Genomic DNA, 20,646 nt, shown 5'->3' with positions numbered 1-20,646 from the left:
TCACATCCGGAAGACGCCGAAGGAGTCGGCGCCCTCGACGGTGGTGGTGTGGACGGCGGACAGGGCGATGCCGAGGACGGTCCGGGTGTCACGCGGGTCGATGATGCCGTCGTCGTAGAGCATCCCGGACAGGAACGTCGGCAGGGACTCGGCCTCGATCTGGTTCTCGACCATGGCGCGCATGGCGGCGTCGTGCTCCTCGTTGTAGGCCTGGCCGCGCGCTTCGGCGCCCTGGCGCATGACGATCGACAGCACCCCGGCCAGTTGCTGCGGCCCCATGACCGCGGACTTGGCGCTGGGCCAGGCGAACAGGAACCGGGGGTCGTAGGCGCGACCGCACATGCCGTAGTGGCCCGCGCCGTAGGAGGAACCCATCAGCACGGAGATGTGCGGGACCTTCGAGTTCGACACCGCGTTGATCATCATGGCGCCGTGCTTGATGATGCCGCCCTGCTCGTACTCCTTGCCGACCATGTAGCCGGTGGTGTTGTGCAGGAACAGCAGCGGGGTGTTGGTCTGGTTGGCCAACTGGATGAACTGGGTGGCCTTCTGCGACTCCTCGGAGAACAGCACGCCGCGGGCGTTGGCCAGGATGCCCACCGGGTACCCGTGCACCTGGGCCCACCCGGTGACCAGGCTGCTGCCGTAGAGCGGCTTGAACTCGTCGAAGTCCGACCCGTCGACCACCCTGGCGATGACCTCGCGCGGGTCGAACGGGACCTTGAGGTCGGTGGGCACGATGCCCAGCAGGTCCTCCGGGTCGTGCTCGGGCTCGGCGTAGTCGGCGGCGGGCGCGGGCCCCCGCTTGCGCCAGTTGAGCCGGGCGACGATCCGCCGCCCGAGCCGGATGGCGTCGCGCTCGTCGACGGCGAGGTAGTCGGCGAGGCCGGACACCCGGGCGTGCATCTCCGCGCCGCCGAGCGATTCATCGTCGGACTCCTCGCCGGTGGCCATCTTGACCAGCGGCGGTCCGCCGAGGAACACCTTCGCCCGGTCCTTGACCATCACCACGTGGTCGGACATGCCCGGCAGGTACGCGCCACCCGCGGTGGAGTTGCCGAACACCAGCGCCACCGTGGGAACCCCGGCCGCGGAGGACCGGGTGAGGTCGCGGAAGGTTCGGCCGCCGGGGATGAAGATCTCCTTCTGGGTGGGCAGGTCGGCGCCGCCGGACTCGACCAGGTTGACCGTCGGCAGCCCGTTCTGCGCGGCGATGTCGGCCGCGCGGAAGCCCTTGCGCATCCCCCACGGGTTGATCGCGCCGCCCTTGACCGTGGGGTCGCTGGCGTTGACCAGGCACTCGACGCCCTCGACCACCCCGATGCCGGTGACCAGGCTGCCGCCGACCTGGTAGTCGGTGCCCCAGGCGGCCAGCGGCGACAGCTCCAGGAACGGGGAGTCCGGGTCGAGCAGCAGCTCGACCCGCTCCCTGGCCAGGAGCTTGCCGCGGGCGCGGTGCCTGCTGACGTACTTCTCGCCGCCGCCCGCCACCGCCTTGGCGTGCTCGGCGTCGAGGTCGGCCAGCTTCGCCAGCATCGCCTCGCGGTTGGCCGCGAACTCGGCGGCCGTGGTGTCCACACCGGACCTCAGCACCGTCATCGCGCACCTCCTTCGCTCGTGGTGTCCGGGAATACGATCCGCCGGGCGCCGGAAACCGTCAAAAAGTTGTCCACATCCCCCGATCGGGTCATTGCGTGAACCCCAGTCGTCTGCCCGCCAGCATGGTCATGATCTCGTCGGTCCCGCCGCCGATGCCGAGGATGCGGATGTCTCGGTAGTGCCGCTCCACCTCGGACTCGCGCATGTAGCCGAGACCGCCGAAGAGCTGCACCGCCTCGCGGACGACCCACTCCCCCGCTTCCACGGCGGTGTTCTTGGCGAAGCAGACCTCGGCGATGACGTCCTCGCCCGCCAGGTGCCGCAGGGCGACGTCACGCGCGTAGACCCGCGACACGTCGACGCGGCGGGCCATCTCCGTCAGGGTGTTCTGCACGGCTTGGCGGGAGATCAGCGGCCTGCCGAACGTCGAGCGGAGCCTGCACCACTCCAGCGACAGGTCCAGCGCCCGCTGGGCCGTCGCGTACGCCTGCACGGCGAGGGTCAGCCGCTCGGCCACGAAGTTCTGCGCGATCTGGACGAACCCGGTGTTCTCCGCGCCCACCAGGTTCGACACCGGCACCCGGCAGTCCACGTAGGACAACTCGGCGGTGTCTGAGCAGTGCCAACCCATCTTCTCCAGCTTGCGGCTGACCGTGAACCCCGGCGTGCCCTTCTCCACCACCAGCAGCGACACCCCGTGCGCGCCCGGACCGCCGGTCCGCACCGCCGTGGTCACGAAGTCGGCCCGCACGCCGGAGGTGATGTAGGTCTTGGCGCCGTTGACGACGAAGTGGTCACCGTCGCGGACCGCGGTGGTGTGGATGCCCGCCACGTCGGAACCGCCGTCGGGCTCGGTGATCGCCAGCGACCCGATCAGGTCACCCGCCAGCGTCGGTCGCACCCAGCGCCCGACCTGGTCCGGATCGGCGGCAGCGGCCAGGTGCGGAACGGCGATCCCGCAGGTCAGCAGGGACGCGATGAGACCGCCGGACGCGCCCGCGTAGTGCATCTCCTCGACCACGACCATGGCGTCGACCAGCGACCCGCCCTCGCCGCCGACCGCCTCCGGGAAGGCGATGCCGAGCAGGCCCAGCGCGGCGGCGGACCTGTGCAGCGACCGGGGCAGTTCGCCCGCGCGTTCCCACTCGTCGAGGTGCGGCAGCACCTCGCTTGTCATGAAGCCGCGCACGGTCGCCCGCAGCTCGCGGCGTTCAGCGGTGTCGAACGGGTTCACAGGAATGCCTCCGGGACGTCGACGACGCGGGACCGCAGCCACTCGCCGAGCGCCTTGGCCTGCGGGTCGAACCGCGTCGAGGCGGCGACGCCCTGGCCGAGGACCCCGCGCACGAGGAAGTTCACCGCGTTCAGGTTGGGGAAGGGGTGGCGCTCGACGTCGAGGTCCCGGGTCTCCGGGAGGAGTTCCCGGAGGCGGTCGGTGGTCAGCTCACCGAGCAGCCAGGCGAAGGCCTCGGGCTTGCGCACCCACACCCCGAGGTTGGCGTCCCCGCCCTTGTCGCCGGAGCGCGCGCCGATGACGCGGCCCAGCGGGACCGCGCGGGTGGGGCCGTACTCGGCTGTCGAGGCCGGGTAGTCGATGGACCGCGGTTCGACCCTCGTGGCTTCGCTCCAGGAGATGGTCTTGCGCTCCCCGGCGACGACCGCGACCGCTGCCACCTCGGACCGGTCCACGTAGTCCGCGCGGTAGACACCCACTGGGGTTCCGTCGGCGGGCGGGGCGGTGAGGGTGAAGCCGGGGTAGCTGGCGAGGGCGAGTTCCACCGTCGCGCGGGAGAACGCCTTGGCACGCTTGGGGTCCGGCGTGCGGATGGTGGCGTGCAGGAAAGCGCTTGCGGTCTCTTCGGTGTCCGCGTCGGGGTGGTCGGTGCGGGCGAGGGTCCAGTGCAGGCCCTCCGCGCCGACGGCGGTTTCGAGCTGGCGGCGGGCCAGGGCGGCCTTGGCCTCGACGTCGAGGCCGCAGAGCACGAAGGTCGCGCTGTTGCGGAAGCCGTCGAGGGTGTTGACGCAGACCTTGACCGTCTCCGGCGGCGGCGAACCCTGCACACCGCTGATGCGCACGCGGTCCGGGCCGTCGGCGGCCAGGGTGATCGTGTCGAACCGGGTCGTGACGTCCGGCCCCAGGTAGTCCGGCCCCTGGATCTCGTAGAGCAGTTGCGCGGTGACGGTCTCGACGGTGACCGCTCCCCCGGTGCCCGGGTGCTTGGTGATGACCGCGGACCCGTCCTCGGCGATCTCGGCGATGGGGAAACCGGCGTGGCCCAGGTCGTGGAGTTCGGTGAAGAAGGAGAAGTTCCCCCCGGTCGCCTGGGTGCCGCACTCGATGACGTGCCCGGCGACGGTGGCGCCCGCGAGCCGGTCGAGGTCACCGGGCGCCCAGCCGTGGTGGGCCGCGGCGGGGCCGACGACCAGGGAGGCGTCGGTGACGCGGCCGGTGACGACGACGTCCGCCCCGGCGTTCAGACACTCGGCGATGCCCCAGGCGCCCAGGTAGGCGTTGGCGGTCAGCGCGCCGTCGAGGCCGAGTTCGGCGGCGCGCGGCAGCAGGTCGTCGCCCTCGACGTGGGCGACGGTGATGTCGAGGCCGAGCCGCGCGGCCAGGGCGCGGACCGCGTCGGCGAGACCGGCCGGGTTGAGGCCACCCGCGTTCGAGACGATCTTGACCCGGCGCTCGACGGCGGTGCCGAGGGAGTCCTCCAACTGGCGGAGGAAGGTCTTGGCGTAGCCGCCCGCGGGGTCCTTGAGGCGCTGGCGGCCGAGGATGAGCATGGTCAGCTCGGCCAGGTAGTCGCCGGTCAGGACGTCGAGGTCGCCGCCGGTGAGCATTTCGCGGACGGCGCTGAGGCGGTCGCCGTAGAAGCCGGAAGCGTTGCCGATGCGGATCACCGGGCTTTTCCTTCCTGCCGGGGCCTGCCGTCACCGGGTGGACCTGCGAAGGCTTGGGCGATGCCGAGCCAGTCCTCGGCCTCGCCGGTGGCTTCGAGGGCGGTGTCGGCCCGGTGGACGCGTTGGGTCACGAGGAGGCAGAAGTCGAGGGCGGGGCCGGTGACCGTGGCTGTCGCGTCGTCCGGTCCCCAGGTCCACAGCTCACCGCTCGGGGAGGTCAGCTCGACTCGGAAAGGAGCGGCGGGGACGGGCTTCTGCCGGACCAGGTAGGCGAAGTCGCGGGTGCGGACACCCAGGTGGGCGACGTGCCGGATGCGGTCGGTGGTCGGTTTGCGGATCTTGAGGGCGTCGGCCACGTCGTTGCTGTGCGCCCAGGTCTCCATCAGGCGGGCAGTCGCCATGGAGGCCGGGCTCATGGGCGGGCCGTACCAGGGGAGCTTGACGCCGTCGGGGGTGGCGGCGAGGGCGTCATGGAGGGCTGCGCGGCGTTCGCGCCAGTGGCGGAGGAGGTCACCCGGGGATCGCCGGGCGCCGTCCTCGGCGCCCTGGTCGACGAAGCGCTGGGGGTCTGGGTCGCTTGTGAGCGCTTCGACGATCTCGGCTTGGAAGGCGGCGGCGTCGGTGGTGGCGAGGAGGGCGCGCTCGTCGGTCCAGGCCAGGTGCGCGACCTGGTGGGCGACGGTCCAGCCGGGGGCCGGGGTGGGGGTGCGCCAGGCCGGTTCGGGGAGGTCCGCGAGCCAGGAGTCCAGTTCGTCGCCTTCGGCGCGGAGGTCTGCGAGGAGGGAGCTGAGGTCGACCACGGGTTCACCGTGGCACGGGGGGAGGGGATTATCAAGCATTCATGCTTGATTGTTTTTGGGGTGGGGGTGTTGGGGGTCGGCTTTTACAGCCCGGGATTTGTGTGGTGGCGCCCGGGTGGGTGGATCTGCTTGGGCGGGGCCCCTACAGCGATCATGTGCCTGGTGTGACCGAGTGGGGCGAAAAGAGTGCCCCACTGCCCGGGCAGGCTTGCACATGATCGCTTCCCCCACCCAAGCAGATCCACCCACCCGGGCATTCGGTCGCCGGGCCGGCGATATGGGGGTCATCAGCGGCTGCGCCGGTGGGGTTTCTGGTGACCTGGGGGCGGGCTGGCGTTGCGAGCCGGCGTTGCGGGGTGGCTGGCAGGTGGGGTTTCGGGTGGCTGGCAAGTGGGGTGGCGGTGGCGAGTGCGCCGGTGGTGTTCAGCCTGGTCGGCTGAGGGGCTGAGGGGCTGGGGGGCTGCGGGGTTCGGGGCGGGTAATTGCCGGGTCGGTGGGTTCGTGCTGGTCGGCGGGGCTCGTGGTTCAGGGGCTTGGCGCTGGTCAGGCGCGGAGGTCGCCGTGGGTGCGGTGCCAGGGGGTGACGGGGTCCAGGGATTGGGTGAGTTCTTCGGTGAAGATGGCCAGTTTGTGGGCGATGACCTCCTCGCCCAGCAGGGTGGGGGCGAGTTTGGAGGTGGCGAGGCGGTGTTGGGCCTCCCAGGGGGTTCGGGCGAGGTCGCCCTGGACGCGGCCCTCGGGTGGGGGGTCGAGGCGGTCGGTGATGCCGGAGAGGCCTGCGGCGAGGAGGGCGGCGACGACCTGGTGGGGTTGGGCGTCGGCGCCTGCGAAGCGGGCCTCCAGGCGGAGGTTGGGGCCCTGGCCGGCCAGGCGGACCGCCGTGGTGCGGTTGTCGGTGCCCCAGCCGACCTGGCGGGGGGAGAACGGTGCCGTGCGGAGCCTGACGTAGGAGTTCCAGGTGGGGGCCCAGAACGCCGTCAGGTCCGGGGCGGCTCGGAGGACACCCGCCAGGAAGTGGCCGAAGAGGGTGGACATCTCCGTGGGGCGGGCTCCCGCGCCCAGAGGGGCACCGCCGGGGTCGTTCAGGGAGACGTGCACGTGGCAGGAACTGCCGGTGTTGGGGGCTTCTGCGGCGAGGTAGCCGGCTCGGACGCCCACTGCGGCCGCGGCGGCTCGGACGGCCAGTTGTTGGAGCATGGCGTCGTCGCAGGCGGCGAGGGGGTCGCGGTGGCGGAGGACGTACTCGTACTGGGCGGGGTGGACTTCACCCCGGGCGGATTCCAGGCCGAGGTCCAGTTCGTCGAGTGCTGTGTCCACTGCGGACAGGACGGTGCGCAGCGGGGTCAGCGCGTGGACCGCGTAGTCGAGGCCGGTGGGGGTGAGCGGGGTTCCCTCGGGGGTGGTGAAGGTGACCTCGTGCTCGATGCCGACGGACGGGACGACACCGACCTGTTCCAGGGCGGCGAGTTGGTCGCGCAGGGTGGTGCGGGGGGCTTCCGGGACGGGGCGGCCGTCGGGCCACTCGACGTCGCAGACCACCAGCCAGGTGGCGGGGCGGCCGGGGGCGGGGGCGAGGGTGGCGAGGTCGGGGCGGAGGCGGAGGTCGCCGTAGCCGCCGAGGAACTGGTCGACGGCGGGGGCGTTGATGACCTCGCGCTCGGCGTTGGTCCCGAACAGGTAGGCGCACATGCCGTAGCCGCTGGGCAGGACGGAGTCGACGAAGAAGGGGGCGCCCAGTTCGACCGCGTCGAAGCGGGCGTGCGGGTCGGGGACGAGGCAGACGACGCGGCGGATGCTGCCGTCGGCGACCGCGTCGCGGAGTCGGCCCGCGAGGGCGGAGGCCTTGCGGGCGCGGTCGGCGAGTGGGCGGGGGCCGACCGGGCGGCGGTGGTCGAGCAGGGTCATCTGGCGGTCTCCGGGTGGGGCGGGCACGGGGGCCACGCGTCCACTGTGGTCGATGGGGGTCGGGTCACCAGGCGCCCTGGGGGTCCGGGGCGGCGAGGGGGTTGCGGGCGCGGCCGGAGCGGACGTCGAACTCGTCGTCGCGGTCGATCTTGTCGAAGCCCTGGCCCGCGAGGTGTTCGCGGTTGAGGCAGACGCGTTCGACGTCGGGGGCGAACAGGCCGCAGGCGTCGAACCGGGTGGTGGTGGCCGGGTGCGCGTCGCGGTAGGCGGCGACGATTTCGCGGACGTGGGACCACAGGCGGGGGCGGGGGTAGTCCAGGTCGTCGTAGAGGATTTCGGCGAGGAACCTGAGTTGGCCCGCGAAGACGGAGCTGAACAGCGATTGCACCAGGAGGTGGGCGGGCCAGCGGAGCATGTCCGCCGAGGCGGCGGTGCCGAGCAGTTCGTAGGCGGGGAGTTGTTCGTCGAGCAGGTCCACGCCCTGGGCGAAGTCCTTGATGGCCACGCGCAGGGGCACCCCATCCCCGTCCGTGATGAGGATGAGGTTCTGGCCGTGGGGGCAGAAGCCGACGCCGTGTTCCAGGAGCCAGTGCAGCAGCGGGGTCAGCGCGAGGTCGAGGGTGCGGCGCAGCCACTCGTCGGCGGTCAGGCCGGAGGAGGTGATCAGGTGCGCGATGACGGACTCGCCGTCGGGGCCCCGGTACGGCAGTGCGGCGAACGACAGGGCCTGCTCCCCCGGTGCCAGGCGGGTGCGGATCGGTTCCCGCCACAGCGCGCCCAGGGTCTCGTGGAACCGGTACGGCAGTTCCTCGACCGCGCCGAACAGCGGGTGCCGCACCGACACGCTGGCCACCTCGCCGAGCAGGTCGAAGCGGTACTCGTCGCGCAGCAGCGGGTCGGACTCGTGGACGGTGCGCAGCCAGGTGGTGACCTCCGGCGCGGCCAGGGTCGCCGCCGAGGCCAGGCCCCGGTAGACGAGGGTGTTGCGGACCGACACCGCCGTCTTGACGTCACGGCGGGCGAGGTCGGTGGTGTTGGCCAGGGTCCGCACGGTCTGGTGCGGCCGGTACCGGTCGCGGCTCTCCCCCACCGGGACGACCACGCCGGTGGCCACCTCGGCTGCGTAGAGGGTGCCGACGATCTCGTCCGCCTGCCACGGGTGGACCGGGACCAGCACGTAGTCCTGCGGGGAGTCGAGCTTGGCGCGGAACTCGGCGAGCAGTTCGGCGCCGAGTTCGTCGGTGAGCAGGCTGTCGGCGGTGAGCCCGTCGACGCAGCGGAACTCGGCGTGGTCGCGGTGCACGGCCAGCCACGGCAGGGCGAACGTGCGGCCCGACTCGGGGGCGTAGCGGTCGCGGTCGGTGGCGGAGAAGCCGACGCGGCCCTTGTTGAGCACGATGCGGGGGTGGCCGGTGAGGTGGCTGTCGGCGGTGTCGTAGTCGAGGGCGAGCAGTTCCGCGGCGGTGACCGCGCGGTCGAGGCGGGCGGCCTCGTTGGCGACGGTGGCGGTCAGCTCGGCCAGCACGTCGGCCAGCCGCAGCCCGGTGAGGCCCAGTTCGGCGCGGGCGTCGACGACGAGCGCGCGCGGGTCGTCGGCGGGGGCGCCGTCGCGGGTGGCGCTGCCCGCGCGGACCGACCAGGACTCGAAGGCGCCCGGTCGGGCGGCGAACCGGTAGACGGCGCCGCCCGCGAGGTCGAGCCGCCAGGGGCGGTGGCCGCGGTCGTCCGGTTCGCCGTCGGGCACCGGGCGCAGCAGGCCCTCGTAGCTGAGTTCGCCGAGCGCCTTGTGGGTCACCAGTGACCCGGCCTCGCGCCACGCCGTCACGTCGCACTCCCCTCGGTTGTCGAGTCCCCAGTGAACCCGAAAGTGGTGTAGGCCGTGCGCTCCGGGAGTCGGTGCACGACCCGCCCGCAGACCGAGTTCAGGATCGTCGCCGCCCGCCACGCGGCCAGTCCCAGGTCCGGTGCGCCCACCCCGTGGGTGTGGCGTTCGGCGTTCTGCGCGTAGAGGCGGCCGGTCACCCCCGGGCGCAGCGCGACCCGGTAGTCACCGTCCACGACGAGCTTGCCCTCGTCGTCGTGGGCGGGCAGGTCACCGAGGAGCCCGCTCAGGTCGCGCTCCGCGTAACCCGTGGCGCACACGACCTCGGTGGTGCGCAGCGAGCTGGTCGTCCCCTGGTCGACGTGCCGCAGCCGCAGCCGCACCCCGTCCGGTGCCCCGGTCGCCGCCACGACCTCGACGCCGGGGGCGAGGGTGGCGTCGGGCCAGCCGCCGCCGACCGTGCGCCGGTACAGCTCGTCGTGGATCTCGGCGATGGTCTCGGCGCTGATCGCCTTGTGGAGCTGCCACTGCGCGGGCACCAGGGCGGCGCGGACCGGGCCTGCGAGACCGCGGAAGTAGCGGGTGTAGTCGGGGGTGAACTGCTCCAGCCCCAGCTTGGAGTACTCCATCGGCGCGAAGGCCCTGGTCCTGGTCAGCCAGCGCACCGCGCCCCGGCGGCGGCGGAGCAGGTCGAGGAACACCTCGGCGCCCGACTGCCCGGAGCCGATGACGGTGACGTCGTCGGCCTCAACTAACCGGTCACGGGCGGCGAGGTACTGCGCGGAGTGGGTCACGCGGTCCAGTCCCCGTAGTGGTTCCGGTAGTACGGGACCGGTTCCCACACCCAGGACGACCGAGCGCGCGAGAACCCGCTCACCGCCCACATCGAGTACGAACGCCTCTTCGGTGTCGGACCAGCGGACGGACTCCACCGGGCTGTCGAACCGGCAGGGCAACCGGCGCGCGGCCCAGCGGCAGTAATCGTCGTACTCCGCGCGCGGGATGTGGAACTTCTCGGCGAAGTAGAACGGGAACAGGCGGTCGTGCGCGCGCAGGTAGCTCAGGAACGACAGCGGGTGCGCGGGCTCGACCAGGCTGACCAGGTCGGCCAGGAACGGCACCTGGAGCGTCGTGCCGTCGATCATCATCCCCGGGTGCCACCGGAACCCGGGTTCGCGCTCGAAGAAGGCGGCCGACAGCCCGTCGACGCCGTCGGCGAGCGCGGCCAGCGACAGGTTGAACGGGCCGACGCCGATACCCGCGAGGTCGAGCGGGGTCATCCCGCCCGCCCGGCGACGAGGTCCAGCAGCGGCGCGTAGTCCTCGACCGCGGTGTGCGGGTGCAGCAGCGTCAGCTTGAGCCACAGCTCGCCGTCGACCTGGGCGCGGCCGAGCACGGCGGTGCCCGAGCGCAGCAGGTCGCGGCGGATCTCGGCGACCCGGGCGTCGGGGGCGTCGATCGGCCGGAACAGGACCGTCGACAGTGTCGGCTCCGCCCACAGCCGCAGCCGGGGGTGGGCGCGGACGGCACCAGCGACGGCGGTGGCGGTGTCGCAGCAGTGGTCGACCAGGGCGCCGACCCCGGAGCGGCCCAGCGCGCGCAGCGTGACGGCGATCTTGAACGCGTCCGGGCGGCGGGACGTGCGCAGCGAGCGGCCGAGCAGGTCGGGCAGGCCGGCCTCGGTGTCGTCGTCGGCGCTGAGGTAGTCGGCGCTGGTGCTCAGCGCGCGCAGGACCCCGGAGTCGGCGCAGACGAGCAGGCCCGCCGCGATCGGCTGCCAGCCGAACTTGTGCAGGTCGAGGGCGACGGAGTCGGCCTGGTCGAGTGCGGGCAGGGACCGGCGGTCGCTGAACAGCAGCGCGCCGGCGTAGGCGGCGTCGACGTGCAGCCACGCCCCGGCCGCGCGGGCGGTGGCGGCGATCTCGGGCAGCGGGTCGAGGGCGCCGGTGTTGGTGGTCCCCAGGGTGGCCACGACCACGGCCGGGCCCGCGACCCGCGCCAGTGCGGCGCCGAGCGCGACCGGGTCCACCCGGTCGTCCACGCAGTCGACCGGCACCGGCTCGGCCAGCCCCAGCAGCCAGGCCGCGCGGGCGATGCTGTGGTGGGCGTTGCGTCCGCAGACGACCGTCACCCGCCCCAGGGTCTCCCTGGCGAGCAGCAGGGCGATCAGGTTCGACTCGGTGCCGCCGGTGGTGACCAGCGCGTCCGGCGCGGGGGCCGCCGGGTGGCAGAGCCGGGCCAGTCCCCTGGTCAGCTCGCCCTCCAGTTCGCTGGCCACCGGCGCCTGGTCCCAGGAGTCCATCGACGGGTTGAGCACGCTGGCCACCAGGTCGGCCGCGGCGGCCACGGCCAGCGGCGGGCAGTGCAGGTGCGCCGCGCACCACGGGTCCGCCGGGTCGGCCGACCCGGCGGCGAACCGCCTGGTCAGCGCGGCCAGCGCGGCGACCGCGCCGATCCCGGTGGCGGGCACCGGGTCGTCGGCGACGGCCAGCGCCGCGGGTCCGCCCGCGGGCACCGGCCCGCCGCGCTGGCGAGCCCCCTCGGCCAGGGCGTCCAGCGCCACCGACACCAGGGCGCGCACCGCGTCCGGCGCGGCCAGGGCCGCGGGCTCGTAGGTCATCTGACCCCTTCGACGTCGACAAGTGAGGCAACCCTTACCGACAATACGAGTGGATCAACCCCGGGGCGATGGTGACGTGCCCCGCACGCCGAAGACCACCCTCGGCGGGCTCAGAAGCCGCCCTCGGCCGCCGCCACCGCATGCCGCAGCAGCAACGCCGTGGTCACCGGCCCAACGCCGCCCGGAACCGGGGACAGCCCGCCCGCGACCCCGTCGACCGACGCCGCCTCGACGTCGCCGACGAGCGACCCGTCCGCCGCGGTGTTCGTGCCCACATCGATCACGACCGCGCCCGGCGCCACGTGCTCGGCGGTCACGAAGTCCGCCCGCCCGATGGCCACGACCAGTACCTCGGCCGTGCGCGCGACGGCGGGGAGATCGACGGTCCGCGAGTGGGTCACGGTCACTGTGGCGTCGGCGCGCAGCAGCAGTTGCGCGACCGGCTTGCCGACCACGGCGCTGCGCCCGATGACAACCGCGCGCTTGCCGCTGAGCGGCACCCCGTGGTGGGCCAGCAGCTCCAGGCACGCCTCGGCGGTGGCCGGGGCGAACGCCGGGGTGCCGATGACCAGGTTGCCCGCGCTGACCGGGCTCGCCCCGTCGATGTCCTTCGCGGCCGGGATGAGGTGCGCCAAGTCGGTGAGGGAAACACCTTCGGGCAGTGGCGTCTGGAGGATGATGCCGTGCGTGTCGTCGTCGGCGGCCAGCCCGGTCAGCGTGGCCGCGATCGCCTCGACGGTGGGGTTCTCCACGGTGTGGATGACCGCGCGGACCCCGACCTTCTCGGCGGCCTTGACGATCGACCGCACGTACCAGAGCGTGCCGTCGTCGTCGGTGGCCACGACGATGGCCAGCGCCGGGGTGACCCCGGAGGCGGTGAGCTTCGCGGCGCGCTCGGCGACGTCCGCGCGGATGGCGGTGGCGAGTGCCTTGCCGCTCAGGTTCTCAGCCACGCAGACCCTCCCGGACGCGCTCGACGATCCCGCGGGCGCGCTCGATCGCCCCGGTCAGCTCGGTGACGGTGGCGCGCAGGCCGTCGGCGACCTCGGCGTCCTTGATCGAGGCCACGTTGATCTCGATGTTGACGATCGCGGACTCCAGCGCGGCGGCGGCGCTGGAGGCGGCCACGGCCACGTCGGAGACGACGTTCGGGTTGCCCCGCTCGACCAGGCCGTCGGCCAGCTCGACGATCCGGGTGGCGACCCGGCCGACCTCGGCGGGCGGCTCGGCCGCGCCGCGCAGCGCGGCCTGGATCGCGGTGCGGCGGGCGGCCTTGTCCTCGTCGGTGGCGCGGGGCAGGCCGTAGGCGGCGCCGACCGCGGCGAACGCCTCGGCGTCGGCGGCGGCCAGGGCGAGGGCCTGCTCGCGCAGCAGGTCGGACTCGGCCTTGACGGCCAGCATGTCGGCGTCGCGGTCGGCCCACTTGCCCCCGGTGGTGTACGAGCTCACCATGCCGACCAGCGAGGCGCCGGTCGCGGCCAGCAGCGCGGCCGCGCCGCCCCCGCCGGGCGTGGGGGTACGATCCCCGAGTTCGGCGAGCCACGAGCCGATAGTCGAATCCTTCATGGCCCGGATAGTAACCGGGCTCGCCGATCGGGAGACGCGTGCGGGAGCGGCGGGACTTCAGGTCCCTGGACGAGGCCGTGGCCGAGCTGTACCGGTTCGTCCCGGGCAGCGCCGCGCTGCGCGTCGGCTACTCCCTCGACCGGCTGCGGGCCTTCCTCGACGACATCGGCGCACCGCAGGACCGCCTGCGGGTCGTGCACGTGGCGGGGACCTCCGGCAAGACCTCCACCGCCTACTTCGCCCGCGCCATGCTGCAGGAGGCCGGGCTGCGCACGGGGCTGACCGTGTCACCGCACATCACCTCGATCACCGAGCGGGTGCAGGTCGACGGGGAACCGTTGCCGGAACCGGTTTTCCTGGAGCTGCTGGACCGGTTCCTGCCGAAGGTGACCGGGCCGCTGACCTACTTCGAGGTGCTGGTCGCCTTCGCCTACTGGGCGTTCGCCGAACTGGGCGTGGACGTCGCGGTGGTCGAGACCGGACTCGGCGGCCTGCTCGACGGGACCAACACCGCCACCCGGGCCGACAAGGTGTGCGCGATCGGCGACATCGGCCTCGACCACACCGAGGTCCTCGGCGAGACCCTGCCGGAGATCGCCGCGCAGAAGGCCGGGATCATCCACCCCGGCAACACCGCGCTGCTGCTGGCGCAGGACCCGGTGGCCATGGCCGTCGTGCGCGAGCACGCCGACCGGGTGGGCGCGGCGCTGACCGTGGTGCACGACGAGGGCCCCGCCGACCTGCCGCTGTTCCAGCGCCGCAACTGGTCCCTGGCCAGGGCGGCGACGGCGGCGGTCCTGGGCAGGGCGGTGACGCCGTCGGCGCTGGTGTCCGCGCAGCCGCCGGGCAGGCTGGAGCGGTACGGCGACCTGGTGCTCGACGGCGCGCACAACCCGCAGAAGCTGGACGCGCTGCGGGAGAGCCTGGCCGAGCGCGGGGTGACCTCGGCGGCGGTGCTGGCCAACCTGCTGGTGTCGCCCCCGGCGAAGCTGGACGCTGCCCTGCTGGCGCTGCGCCCGCTGGCGGCCCACCTGGTGGTCCCGGAGTTCACCGTGCTCGGCGAGCTGCCGAAGCGCTCCGTGCCCGCCGTGGAACTGGCCGAGCGGGCTACCGCGCTGGGGTTCGCCTCGGTCGAGGTGTGTCCCGGGCTGCCGGAGGCGCTGGCCGCGCTGCGGGCCCGGCCGGAGCCGACGCACCTGGTCACCGGGTCGCTCTACCTGGTCAGCCAGGTGCGGGCGCTGCTGTCGGACCCCGGGCACAGGTGACCGACCGATTCGTGGGCGTGGCCCCGGGCGATGGTGGAGAACAGGTCCGCGCGGCGCGCTGAACGCCCCGGCCGGACATTCGTCCCATGTGGAGGGTAGAGCGCATCCGGTTCGTCCGAACGGGTTTGCTTGCCCACCCGGCCTACCATGGAGGCACAAGCCGTGGAAGGGGCGACTGATGCACACCGATCACAGCATTGGGCACCGGCTCAGGGAACTGCGCGAGTGGCGGGGCCTGACCCAGACCGTGCTGGCGGACCTCGCGGGCCTGTCCCGCTCACACGTGACCAACATCGAGAACGGCAGGCGCGCAGTCGACAAGCGGTCGGTGCTGGAAGCACTGGCCGCCGCACTGCGCGTGGCACCCTCGGAACTGGCGGGCCAACCGATCCCCCGATCGGACCAACTGTCCAGCGAAGCACACGCCGGAATCGCAGCGGTCGAGGCCGCGCTGAGCGACTACGAACTCGGCCAACCAGCCGACACACCCGCCCGACCCTGGGATTCCGTACTGGCCGATATCCGTAAACTGAACACAGAATTGCGCCCACGAGCCGACTACATAGCCCAGGGGTTGCTGGTTCCGCGTCTGCTTTCCGACCTCCACGCCAGTTACAACGACGACCCGAAGAACCGCCGCCAAGTACTCGAAGGCATGATGCACGTCTACCGGTCGGCGGAGGTCCTGACCAAGAACCAGGGCGTCCAAGGGCTCCCCCAACTCGCCGCGTTCCACGCCCGCCGAGTTGCCGAGGAGCTCGGCGGGCTGCACTGGCTCGGCCTGGCCACCTGGATCAAGCTGAATGCGACGAGCGGCAGCGGCAAGGCCCGGAACTACGAACAGATCTCCAGGGCGATCAGTGACCTCGAACCGCACATGGCTTCACCGGAGGTCATGCAGGTGCACGGGATGCTGCACCTCTACGGGGCCCTGGCGAAGGCGACCCAAAAGGATCGATCCTCGACGGAGGCCCACCTCGACGAAGCCGCCTCTGTTGCGCGCAGGCTCCCCGACGATGTGAATCTCTTCGGCTACATGTATTTCGGTCGGACGAACGTCGACATCTGGCGAGTCAGCCTGCACGTCGAGTTGGGGGACGGGGCGAAAGTAGCCGAGATCGCCCGCGATGTACGCCCCGAGAACATCCCGTCAGCCGCACGCCAGGGGATGTTCTACGCCGACCTCGGTCGAGGCCTCGCCAGTGACATTCGTACGCGACCGCAAGCGGTCGCGGCGTTGGCCAAGGCCGAGAGGATCGCTCCGCAACGGGTGCGGACAAACCCCTTCGTCCGGGAAACTGTGAATGACCTGGTGCGCAAAGCGAAGCACGACAGCGTCGGCCGGGAGCTGCGGGGCATGGCCTACCGCATGGGGGTCACCGCCTGACCTTTCGGGTGAATTCGCCGGTGGATTCATCGCGAAACACCGCGGGCACGCCCACGGCATAGCGTGGTCTGCGACAGGCCGGGGGCGGCTGCCCCCGGCCACTGCCACTTCGAGCAGCACACGGACGCCACCCATGACAATCGGGACAGCCGACAACCCACTCCTGCCCGGAACGCCGACCATTCCGGTTTCCTTCGTCACCGCCCTCCAGACCCTCGTCACCACAGCCCACCAGATCTACTACTCCCTGGAAATGGGCCTGCTCAACCCGGCCGAGGTCGAACGGCTGGAAAGCCTGGAAACCAGCGTCCTGCACACCTGCCACCGCCTGCTCGCCGAGCAGATCACCCGGACCGGAGCAGCGTGAGCGCCACCACGCCACCCAGCCAGATCTGCTTCATCCACGGCAACCTCATCGACGTGCGCATCTACCCGGCCCAGATCCTGGCCGCCCTCAGCCGGGGCGAACTCACCCTCAATCAGCTGGCGGAATTCGGCACGGCCCTCAACGACTCGACGACCGCCCTGCGGTGGTTGCTCGACCACCCCGACGCGCAGGAGACCCGAGACCTCATGGAAGAACTGACCCTGCCGGATTTCCGGTAGGGCCTGCGCGGAGCCCCCCGCCCGTGCGCACGACCACCTCCGCCGATGCGCTACCACGCGGTAGGGTCGGCCGAACTCGGACGAGGAGGTCGCATGGCTCGGTGGGGTATCACGTTGCCGTTGACCGGGGTGCCGCTGGCGGCGCACCGCGAGCTGGTCAAGGAGCTGCCGGACCTCGGGTACACCGACGCCTGGACGGCCGAGACGGCGGGCACCGACGCGTTCACCCCGCTGGCGTTGGCCGCCGAGTGGGCGCCGGAGCTGCGGCTGGGCACCGCCATCGTCCCGGTCTACACCCGTGGTCCCGGGCTGCTGGCGATGAGCGCGGCCACCATCGCCGAGCTGGCCCCCGGCCGGTTCGCACTGGGCATCGGCACCTCGTCGCCGACGATCGTGCGGGGGTGGAACGCCGCCGAGTTCACCGAGCCGTTCAAGCGGACCCGGGACACGCTGCGGTTCCTGCGCGCGGCCCTGGCCGGGGAGAAGGTCAGCGCCGAGTACGACACCTTCGCCGTGTCGAAGTTCCGGTTGGAGCGCCCGCCCGCCACCGCCCCGGAGATCCTGCTCGCCGCGCTGCGGCCGGGGATGCTGCGGCTGGCCGCGCGCGAGGCCGACGGGGCGATCACCAACTGGCTGGGCGCGCGCGACGTGCCGAAGGTGCGCGCCGAGATGGGGTCGGACGCCGAGCTGGTGGCGCGGGTGTTCGTCTGCCCGACCGAGGACGCCGAGGCGGCGCGGGGGCTGGGCAGGCTGCTGATCAGCAGCTACCTGACCGTCCCGGCCTACGCCGCCTTCCACGACTGGCTCGGCCGCGGTGAGCTGCTGCGCCCGATGCACGAGGCGTGGGCGGCGGGCGACCGCAAGGCCGCCAACGCGGCCATCCCCGACGAGGTGGTCGACGACCTGGTCGTGCACGGGTCGCCGGAGAGCTGCCGGGAGCAGGTCCAGTCCTACGTGGACAACGGGCTGACCACCCCGGTCATCGCCGTGCTGCCCACCGCGGCCGACCCGGCCGAGATGGTGCGGGCGCTGGCGCCGAAGTAACCGGCTCTCGCGCTGGATTTCAAGTCCTGCAACCATTCCACCATCTGCGGCGGTTGCTTCGCGGCCCGGGAGTGCCCATTGTGGCCGCATGAGTGAACGACTGTCCGCGCGGATGCGGGCGCTCGCCACCGAGCTGACCACGCTGCGGGTCCGCTCCGGGCTGACCACCCGGGGCGCCGCCCGGCGGCTGGGCATCTCCTCGGCGAGCCTCAACCGCACCGAGAACGCCAAGCGCGAGGCCTCCACCGAGGAACTGGGCGGCATGCTGGCCGTCTACGGCGCCACCACCGACGACCGCAGGGCGGTGCTGGAACTGGCGGGCGAACTCCCCGTCCCCGGCTGGCTGGGGATGGCGCCGGACCCGGCCGCGCTGACCCGGTTCGAGGCGCAGGCGACCACGATCGTCGACTTCGCCCCGACCTCGGTGCCCGGGCTGCTGCAGACCGCCCAGTACGCCCGGGCCGCGCAGGCGCAGAGCATGGCGTTCGGCACCGCGCTGGAGCAACGGGTGAGCGCCAGGGTGGGGCGGCAGGCGGTGCTGTCGAAGCTGTCCGCGCCGGAGTACGTGGCGTTCCTGGACGAGGCGGTGCTGCGCAGGCCGGTGGGCGGCGGGGTGGCGATGGCCGCGCAGATCCGGTGGCTGATCAGCCGGGCGCGGCAGTCCAACGTGACCGTCCGGGTGGTGCCGTTCCGGCACGGCGGCTACCGCAACCCGGGGCGCTTCGCGGTGCTGCGCTTCCGCAAGTCGTCCCCGCTGGTCTACCTGGAACACGAGGGCTCCTCGGGCTTCTTGGACGCCCCCGAGCACGTCGAGCTGTTCACCGCGATCACCGCCACCATCGCCTCAGCGGCGCTTGATCATATCGATTCGGTGAACTTGATGACCCGGATCGCGGCCGATCACGACCGGAGCTGAAACGGCGGCGGCGGGGAACCCGTTCTGCCACCAGGGTTCCCCGCCGCCGCGGCGCTCAGACGCCGAGGGCGCCCTTGAGCCAGCGCAACTGCATCAGCATGAAGTTCTCCGCCACGTCGTCCTCCTGCGGGGTCATGTGCGTGACCCCGGGCAGCGGCAGCAGGGCGTGCGGGCGGCCCGCCGCCACCAGTGCGGTGGACAGCCGCAGCGAGTGCGCCACCACCACGTTGTCGTCGGCGAGGCCGTGGATCAGCAGCAGCGGCCGGTCCAGGTTGGGCGCGTCGTCGATGAGCGAGTTGCGGTCGTACACCTCGGGCCGCTCGTCGGGGTGGCCGAGGTAGCGCTCGGTGTAATGGGTGTCGTACAGGCGCCAGTCGGTGACCGGGGCACCGGAGATGGCGGCGTGGAACACCTCGGGGGCGCGCAGCACGGCGAGCGCGGACAGGTAGCCGCCGTAGGACCAGCCGCGGATGCCGACCCGGTCCAGGTCGAGGTCGGGGTGCTCGGCGGCGACGGCGCGCAGCGCGTCGACCTGGTCTGCCAGGGTGACGCCCGCGAAGTCCCCGGCGATCGCCCGCTCCCACTCCGGGCCGCGCCCCGGCGTGCCGCGGCCGTCGGCGACGAGGACGGCGAAGCCCTGGTCGGCCAGCCACTGCGGGTTCACGAAGGCGTTGCGGGTCGAGAGCACCCGCTGCGCGTGCGGTCCGCCGTAGGGGTCCATCAGCACCGGGACCTTGGTGCCCGGGACGTGCCCGGTCGGGTACAGCAGGCCCACCCGCAGCCCGCGCTCGCCGACGGTGAGCAGCCGGACGTCGGGCACGATCGGCGGCTCGGTGGCCAGGCTGGTGACGGTGCCGATTTCCTCGCCGCCGCGCAGCACCCGCACCTTCGGCCCGGCCCACTCCAGCGACCAGGACACCAGCACGGTGACGTCGCCCGCCCGGGTCGCGCTGTGCACGCCGTCCTCGGTGGACACCCGGTGCGGGCCGGAGGTGTACACGTGGACCTGGGTGGGGTCCTCGGCGGAGGCGGTGAACAGGACGTCGTCGCCGACGTGCAGCACCGAGCGCACCTGGAGGTCGCCGCTGACGCACTCCTCGCCGACGAACAGCCGGTTCGCGCCGTCGCGGGCGGCGATGCGGACGAGGTCACCGCCCGGGGTCCACGCGGGCACCCCGGGGGAGATCTCCACCCAGGTGTCGTCGGTCTCGGTGTGCAGCAGCTCGGTGGCGCCGGTGTCCGGGTCGACGGCGCGGACCTCGACCGTCTTCTGGTCGCGGGACTGCACGGCGATCAGCGGCTTGCCCGCGGCCGACCAGTGCACCGCCACCAGGTACGAGGTGGCCCGGTTGTCCCAGTCGACCGGGACGCGGGTGCCGTCGAGGCCGATGACCTCCAGGCGGACGGTCACGTTGTCGGTGCCCGCGGCCGGGTAGGACACCACGTGCGGGGTGGCGGCCGGGTCGGCCGGGTCGGCGATGTGCCAGCGCCGCACCGCGCCCTTGTCGGCGTGCGCGACCAGCAGCCGGGTGCCGTCCGGGGACCACCAGAAGCCGCGCGAGCGACCCATCTCCTCGGCGGCGATGAACTCGGCCAGCCCGTAGGTCTCGTCCGGGCCGCCGGGCTCGGCCAGCGCCCGGTCGTCGGCGCCGTCGATGCCGACCACCCGCAGGGCACCCCCGGACACGTACGCGACGTGCGTGCCGTCGGGGTTGGGCCGGGGGTCGATGATCGGGGTGGCGGTGGCCACCTCGCCCGCCGCGCCGGTCAGCGCGTCGGCCACGAACAGCCGCCCGGACAGCGCGAACGCGCACACCCTGGCGGCGGCGTCGGTGGCGTTGCCCATCACGCCGCCGCCCTGCTCGCGGGAGCGCTCGCGCCGGGCCCGCTCCTCGGCCGACAGCTCCTCGGTGCCGCCCAGCAGCAGCTCGCCGGGGTCACCCAGCCGGGTCTCCTGCCCGGTGGACAGGTCCTGCACCCACAGGGCGTGCGTGCGGTCCTCCCCGGAGGACGACCGCAGGAACAGGACGTGGCTGCCGTCGGCGGCGATGCGGAACTCGCGGGGGGAACCGAGCGTGAAGCGCTGGGTGCGCGCCTGGAGCCGGAGGAAGGAGGTGTCACTGGTCACGGCCCCAACCTAGTCGGGCGGACCGGTCGGAGGGGACCCGACGATCCGCTGCCGCCGGGGGTGGGTCCGCTCTCTTGGGCAATCCCT

17 protein-coding genes are annotated in these 20,646 nt (G+C 72.7%); 6 read left to right on the top strand and 11 right to left on the bottom strand.

Annotation, left to right across the window (positions count from 1 at the left end):
• The 10 genes from DFQ13_RS14815 to DFQ13_RS14770 form a co-directional block, all read right to left on the bottom strand.
• The gene (locus DFQ13_RS14815; protein ID WP_181399993.1) at positions 1 to 1,599 is read right to left on the bottom strand and encodes an acyl-CoA carboxylase subunit beta; all 1,599 of its coding nucleotides are present in this window, start codon (positions 1,597 to 1,599) and stop codon (positions 1 to 3) included.
• A gap of 88 nt (positions 1,600 to 1,687) precedes the next feature.
• Positions 1,688 to 2,839, bottom strand: coding sequence for an acyl-CoA dehydrogenase family protein (locus DFQ13_RS14810; protein ID WP_110080523.1), 1,152 nt, complete (start codon positions 2,837 to 2,839; stop codon positions 1,688 to 1,690).
• Positions 2,830 to 4,500: an acyclic terpene utilization AtuA family protein gene (locus DFQ13_RS14805; protein WP_110080247.1), complete on the bottom strand. Its 1,671-nt coding sequence runs from the start codon at positions 4,498 to 4,500 to the stop codon at positions 2,830 to 2,832. The genes DFQ13_RS14810 and DFQ13_RS14805 overlap by 10 nt, the downstream gene beginning before the upstream one ends.
• Positions 4,497 to 5,300 (bottom strand): TIGR03084 family metal-binding protein, encoded by an 804-nt coding sequence (locus DFQ13_RS14800; RefSeq protein WP_110080246.1) that lies wholly within the window; start codon positions 5,298 to 5,300, stop codon positions 4,497 to 4,499. Before DFQ13_RS14800 ends, DFQ13_RS14805 begins: the two co-directional genes overlap by 4 nt.
• A gap of 543 nt (positions 5,301 to 5,843) precedes the next feature.
• Positions 5,844 to 7,241, bottom strand: coding sequence for a glutamine synthetase (locus DFQ13_RS14795; RefSeq protein WP_233427577.1), 1,398 nt, complete (start codon positions 7,239 to 7,241; stop codon positions 5,844 to 5,846).
• Between the two features lie 28 nt (positions 7,242 to 7,269).
• A complete protein-coding gene (locus DFQ13_RS14790; protein ID WP_110080245.1) occupies positions 7,270 to 9,030 on the bottom strand; it encodes an IucA/IucC family protein in 1,761 nt (586 codons plus the stop codon).
• On the bottom strand, positions 9,027 to 10,307 hold the full coding sequence (locus DFQ13_RS14785; RefSeq protein ID WP_110080244.1) for a lysine N(6)-hydroxylase/L-ornithine N(5)-oxygenase family protein: 1,281 nt from the start codon (positions 10,305 to 10,307) through the stop codon (positions 9,027 to 9,029). Before DFQ13_RS14785 ends, DFQ13_RS14790 begins: the two co-directional genes overlap by 4 nt.
• Positions 10,304 to 11,647 (bottom strand): pyridoxal phosphate-dependent decarboxylase family protein, encoded by a 1,344-nt coding sequence (locus tag DFQ13_RS14780; protein WP_110080243.1) that lies wholly within the window; start codon positions 11,645 to 11,647, stop codon positions 10,304 to 10,306. The genes DFQ13_RS14785 and DFQ13_RS14780 overlap by 4 nt, the downstream gene beginning before the upstream one ends.
• Positions 11,648 to 11,757: 110 nt before the next feature.
• Positions 11,758 to 12,600, bottom strand: a complete 843-nt coding sequence (locus tag DFQ13_RS14775) for a bifunctional 5,10-methylenetetrahydrofolate dehydrogenase/5,10-methenyltetrahydrofolate cyclohydrolase (protein WP_110080242.1) — start codon at positions 12,598 to 12,600, stop codon at positions 11,758 to 11,760.
• Complete coding sequence (locus DFQ13_RS14770) at positions 12,593 to 13,213, bottom strand: cyclodeaminase/cyclohydrolase family protein (protein ID WP_110080241.1); 621 nt, start codon at positions 13,211 to 13,213, stop codon at positions 12,593 to 12,595. Before DFQ13_RS14770 ends, DFQ13_RS14775 begins: the two co-directional genes overlap by 8 nt.
• Positions 13,214 to 13,251: 38 nt before the next feature.
• Here DFQ13_RS14770 and DFQ13_RS14765 point away from each other — a divergent pair, with 38 nt between their 5' ends.
• The 6 genes from DFQ13_RS14765 to DFQ13_RS14740 all read left to right on the top strand — a co-directional run bounded on the left by DFQ13_RS14765 (position 13,252) and on the right by DFQ13_RS14740 (position 18,431).
• Positions 13,252 to 14,478 carry a bifunctional folylpolyglutamate synthase/dihydrofolate synthase gene (locus DFQ13_RS14765; protein ID WP_181399992.1) on the top strand — a complete coding sequence of 409 codons (1,227 nt, stop codon included), beginning with the start codon at positions 13,252 to 13,254 and terminating at the stop codon, positions 14,476 to 14,478.
• A gap of 178 nt (positions 14,479 to 14,656) precedes the next feature.
• Positions 14,657 to 15,865 (top strand): helix-turn-helix domain-containing protein, encoded by a 1,209-nt coding sequence (locus DFQ13_RS14760; RefSeq protein ID WP_110080239.1) that lies wholly within the window; start codon positions 14,657 to 14,659, stop codon positions 15,863 to 15,865.
• A 133-nt stretch (positions 15,866 to 15,998) separates the two neighbouring features.
• Complete coding sequence (locus DFQ13_RS14755; RefSeq protein WP_035282883.1) at positions 15,999 to 16,232, top strand: hypothetical protein; 234 nt, start codon at positions 15,999 to 16,001, stop codon at positions 16,230 to 16,232.
• A complete protein-coding gene (locus tag DFQ13_RS14750) occupies positions 16,229 to 16,471 on the top strand; it encodes a hypothetical protein (RefSeq protein ID WP_035282885.1) in 243 nt (80 codons plus the stop codon). Before DFQ13_RS14755 ends, DFQ13_RS14750 begins: the two co-directional genes overlap by 4 nt.
• A 93-nt stretch (positions 16,472 to 16,564) precedes the next feature.
• Complete coding sequence (locus DFQ13_RS14745; protein WP_110080238.1) at positions 16,565 to 17,515, top strand: LLM class F420-dependent oxidoreductase; 951 nt, start codon at positions 16,565 to 16,567, stop codon at positions 17,513 to 17,515.
• A gap of 88 nt (positions 17,516 to 17,603) precedes the next feature.
• Positions 17,604 to 18,431: a helix-turn-helix domain-containing protein gene (locus DFQ13_RS14740; RefSeq protein WP_110080237.1), complete on the top strand. Its 828-nt coding sequence runs from the start codon at positions 17,604 to 17,606 to the stop codon at positions 18,429 to 18,431.
• Positions 18,432 to 18,486: 55 nt separating this feature from the next.
• Here the strand turns inward: DFQ13_RS14740 and DFQ13_RS14735 are convergent, their stop codons facing one another.
• Complete coding sequence (locus tag DFQ13_RS14735) at positions 18,487 to 20,559, bottom strand: S9 family peptidase (protein ID WP_110080236.1); 2,073 nt, start codon at positions 20,557 to 20,559, stop codon at positions 18,487 to 18,489.
• Between the last annotated feature and the right edge of the window lie 87 nt (positions 20,560 to 20,646).

The organism is Actinokineospora spheciospongiae, assembly GCF_003182415.1.
In the GTDB taxonomy this organism is placed as follows: domain Bacteria; phylum Actinomycetota; class Actinomycetes; order Mycobacteriales; family Pseudonocardiaceae; genus Actinokineospora; species Actinokineospora spheciospongiae.
Note: the sequence above shows the minus strand (reverse complement) of the source record. Positions and strands in the feature narration are given on the sequence as shown.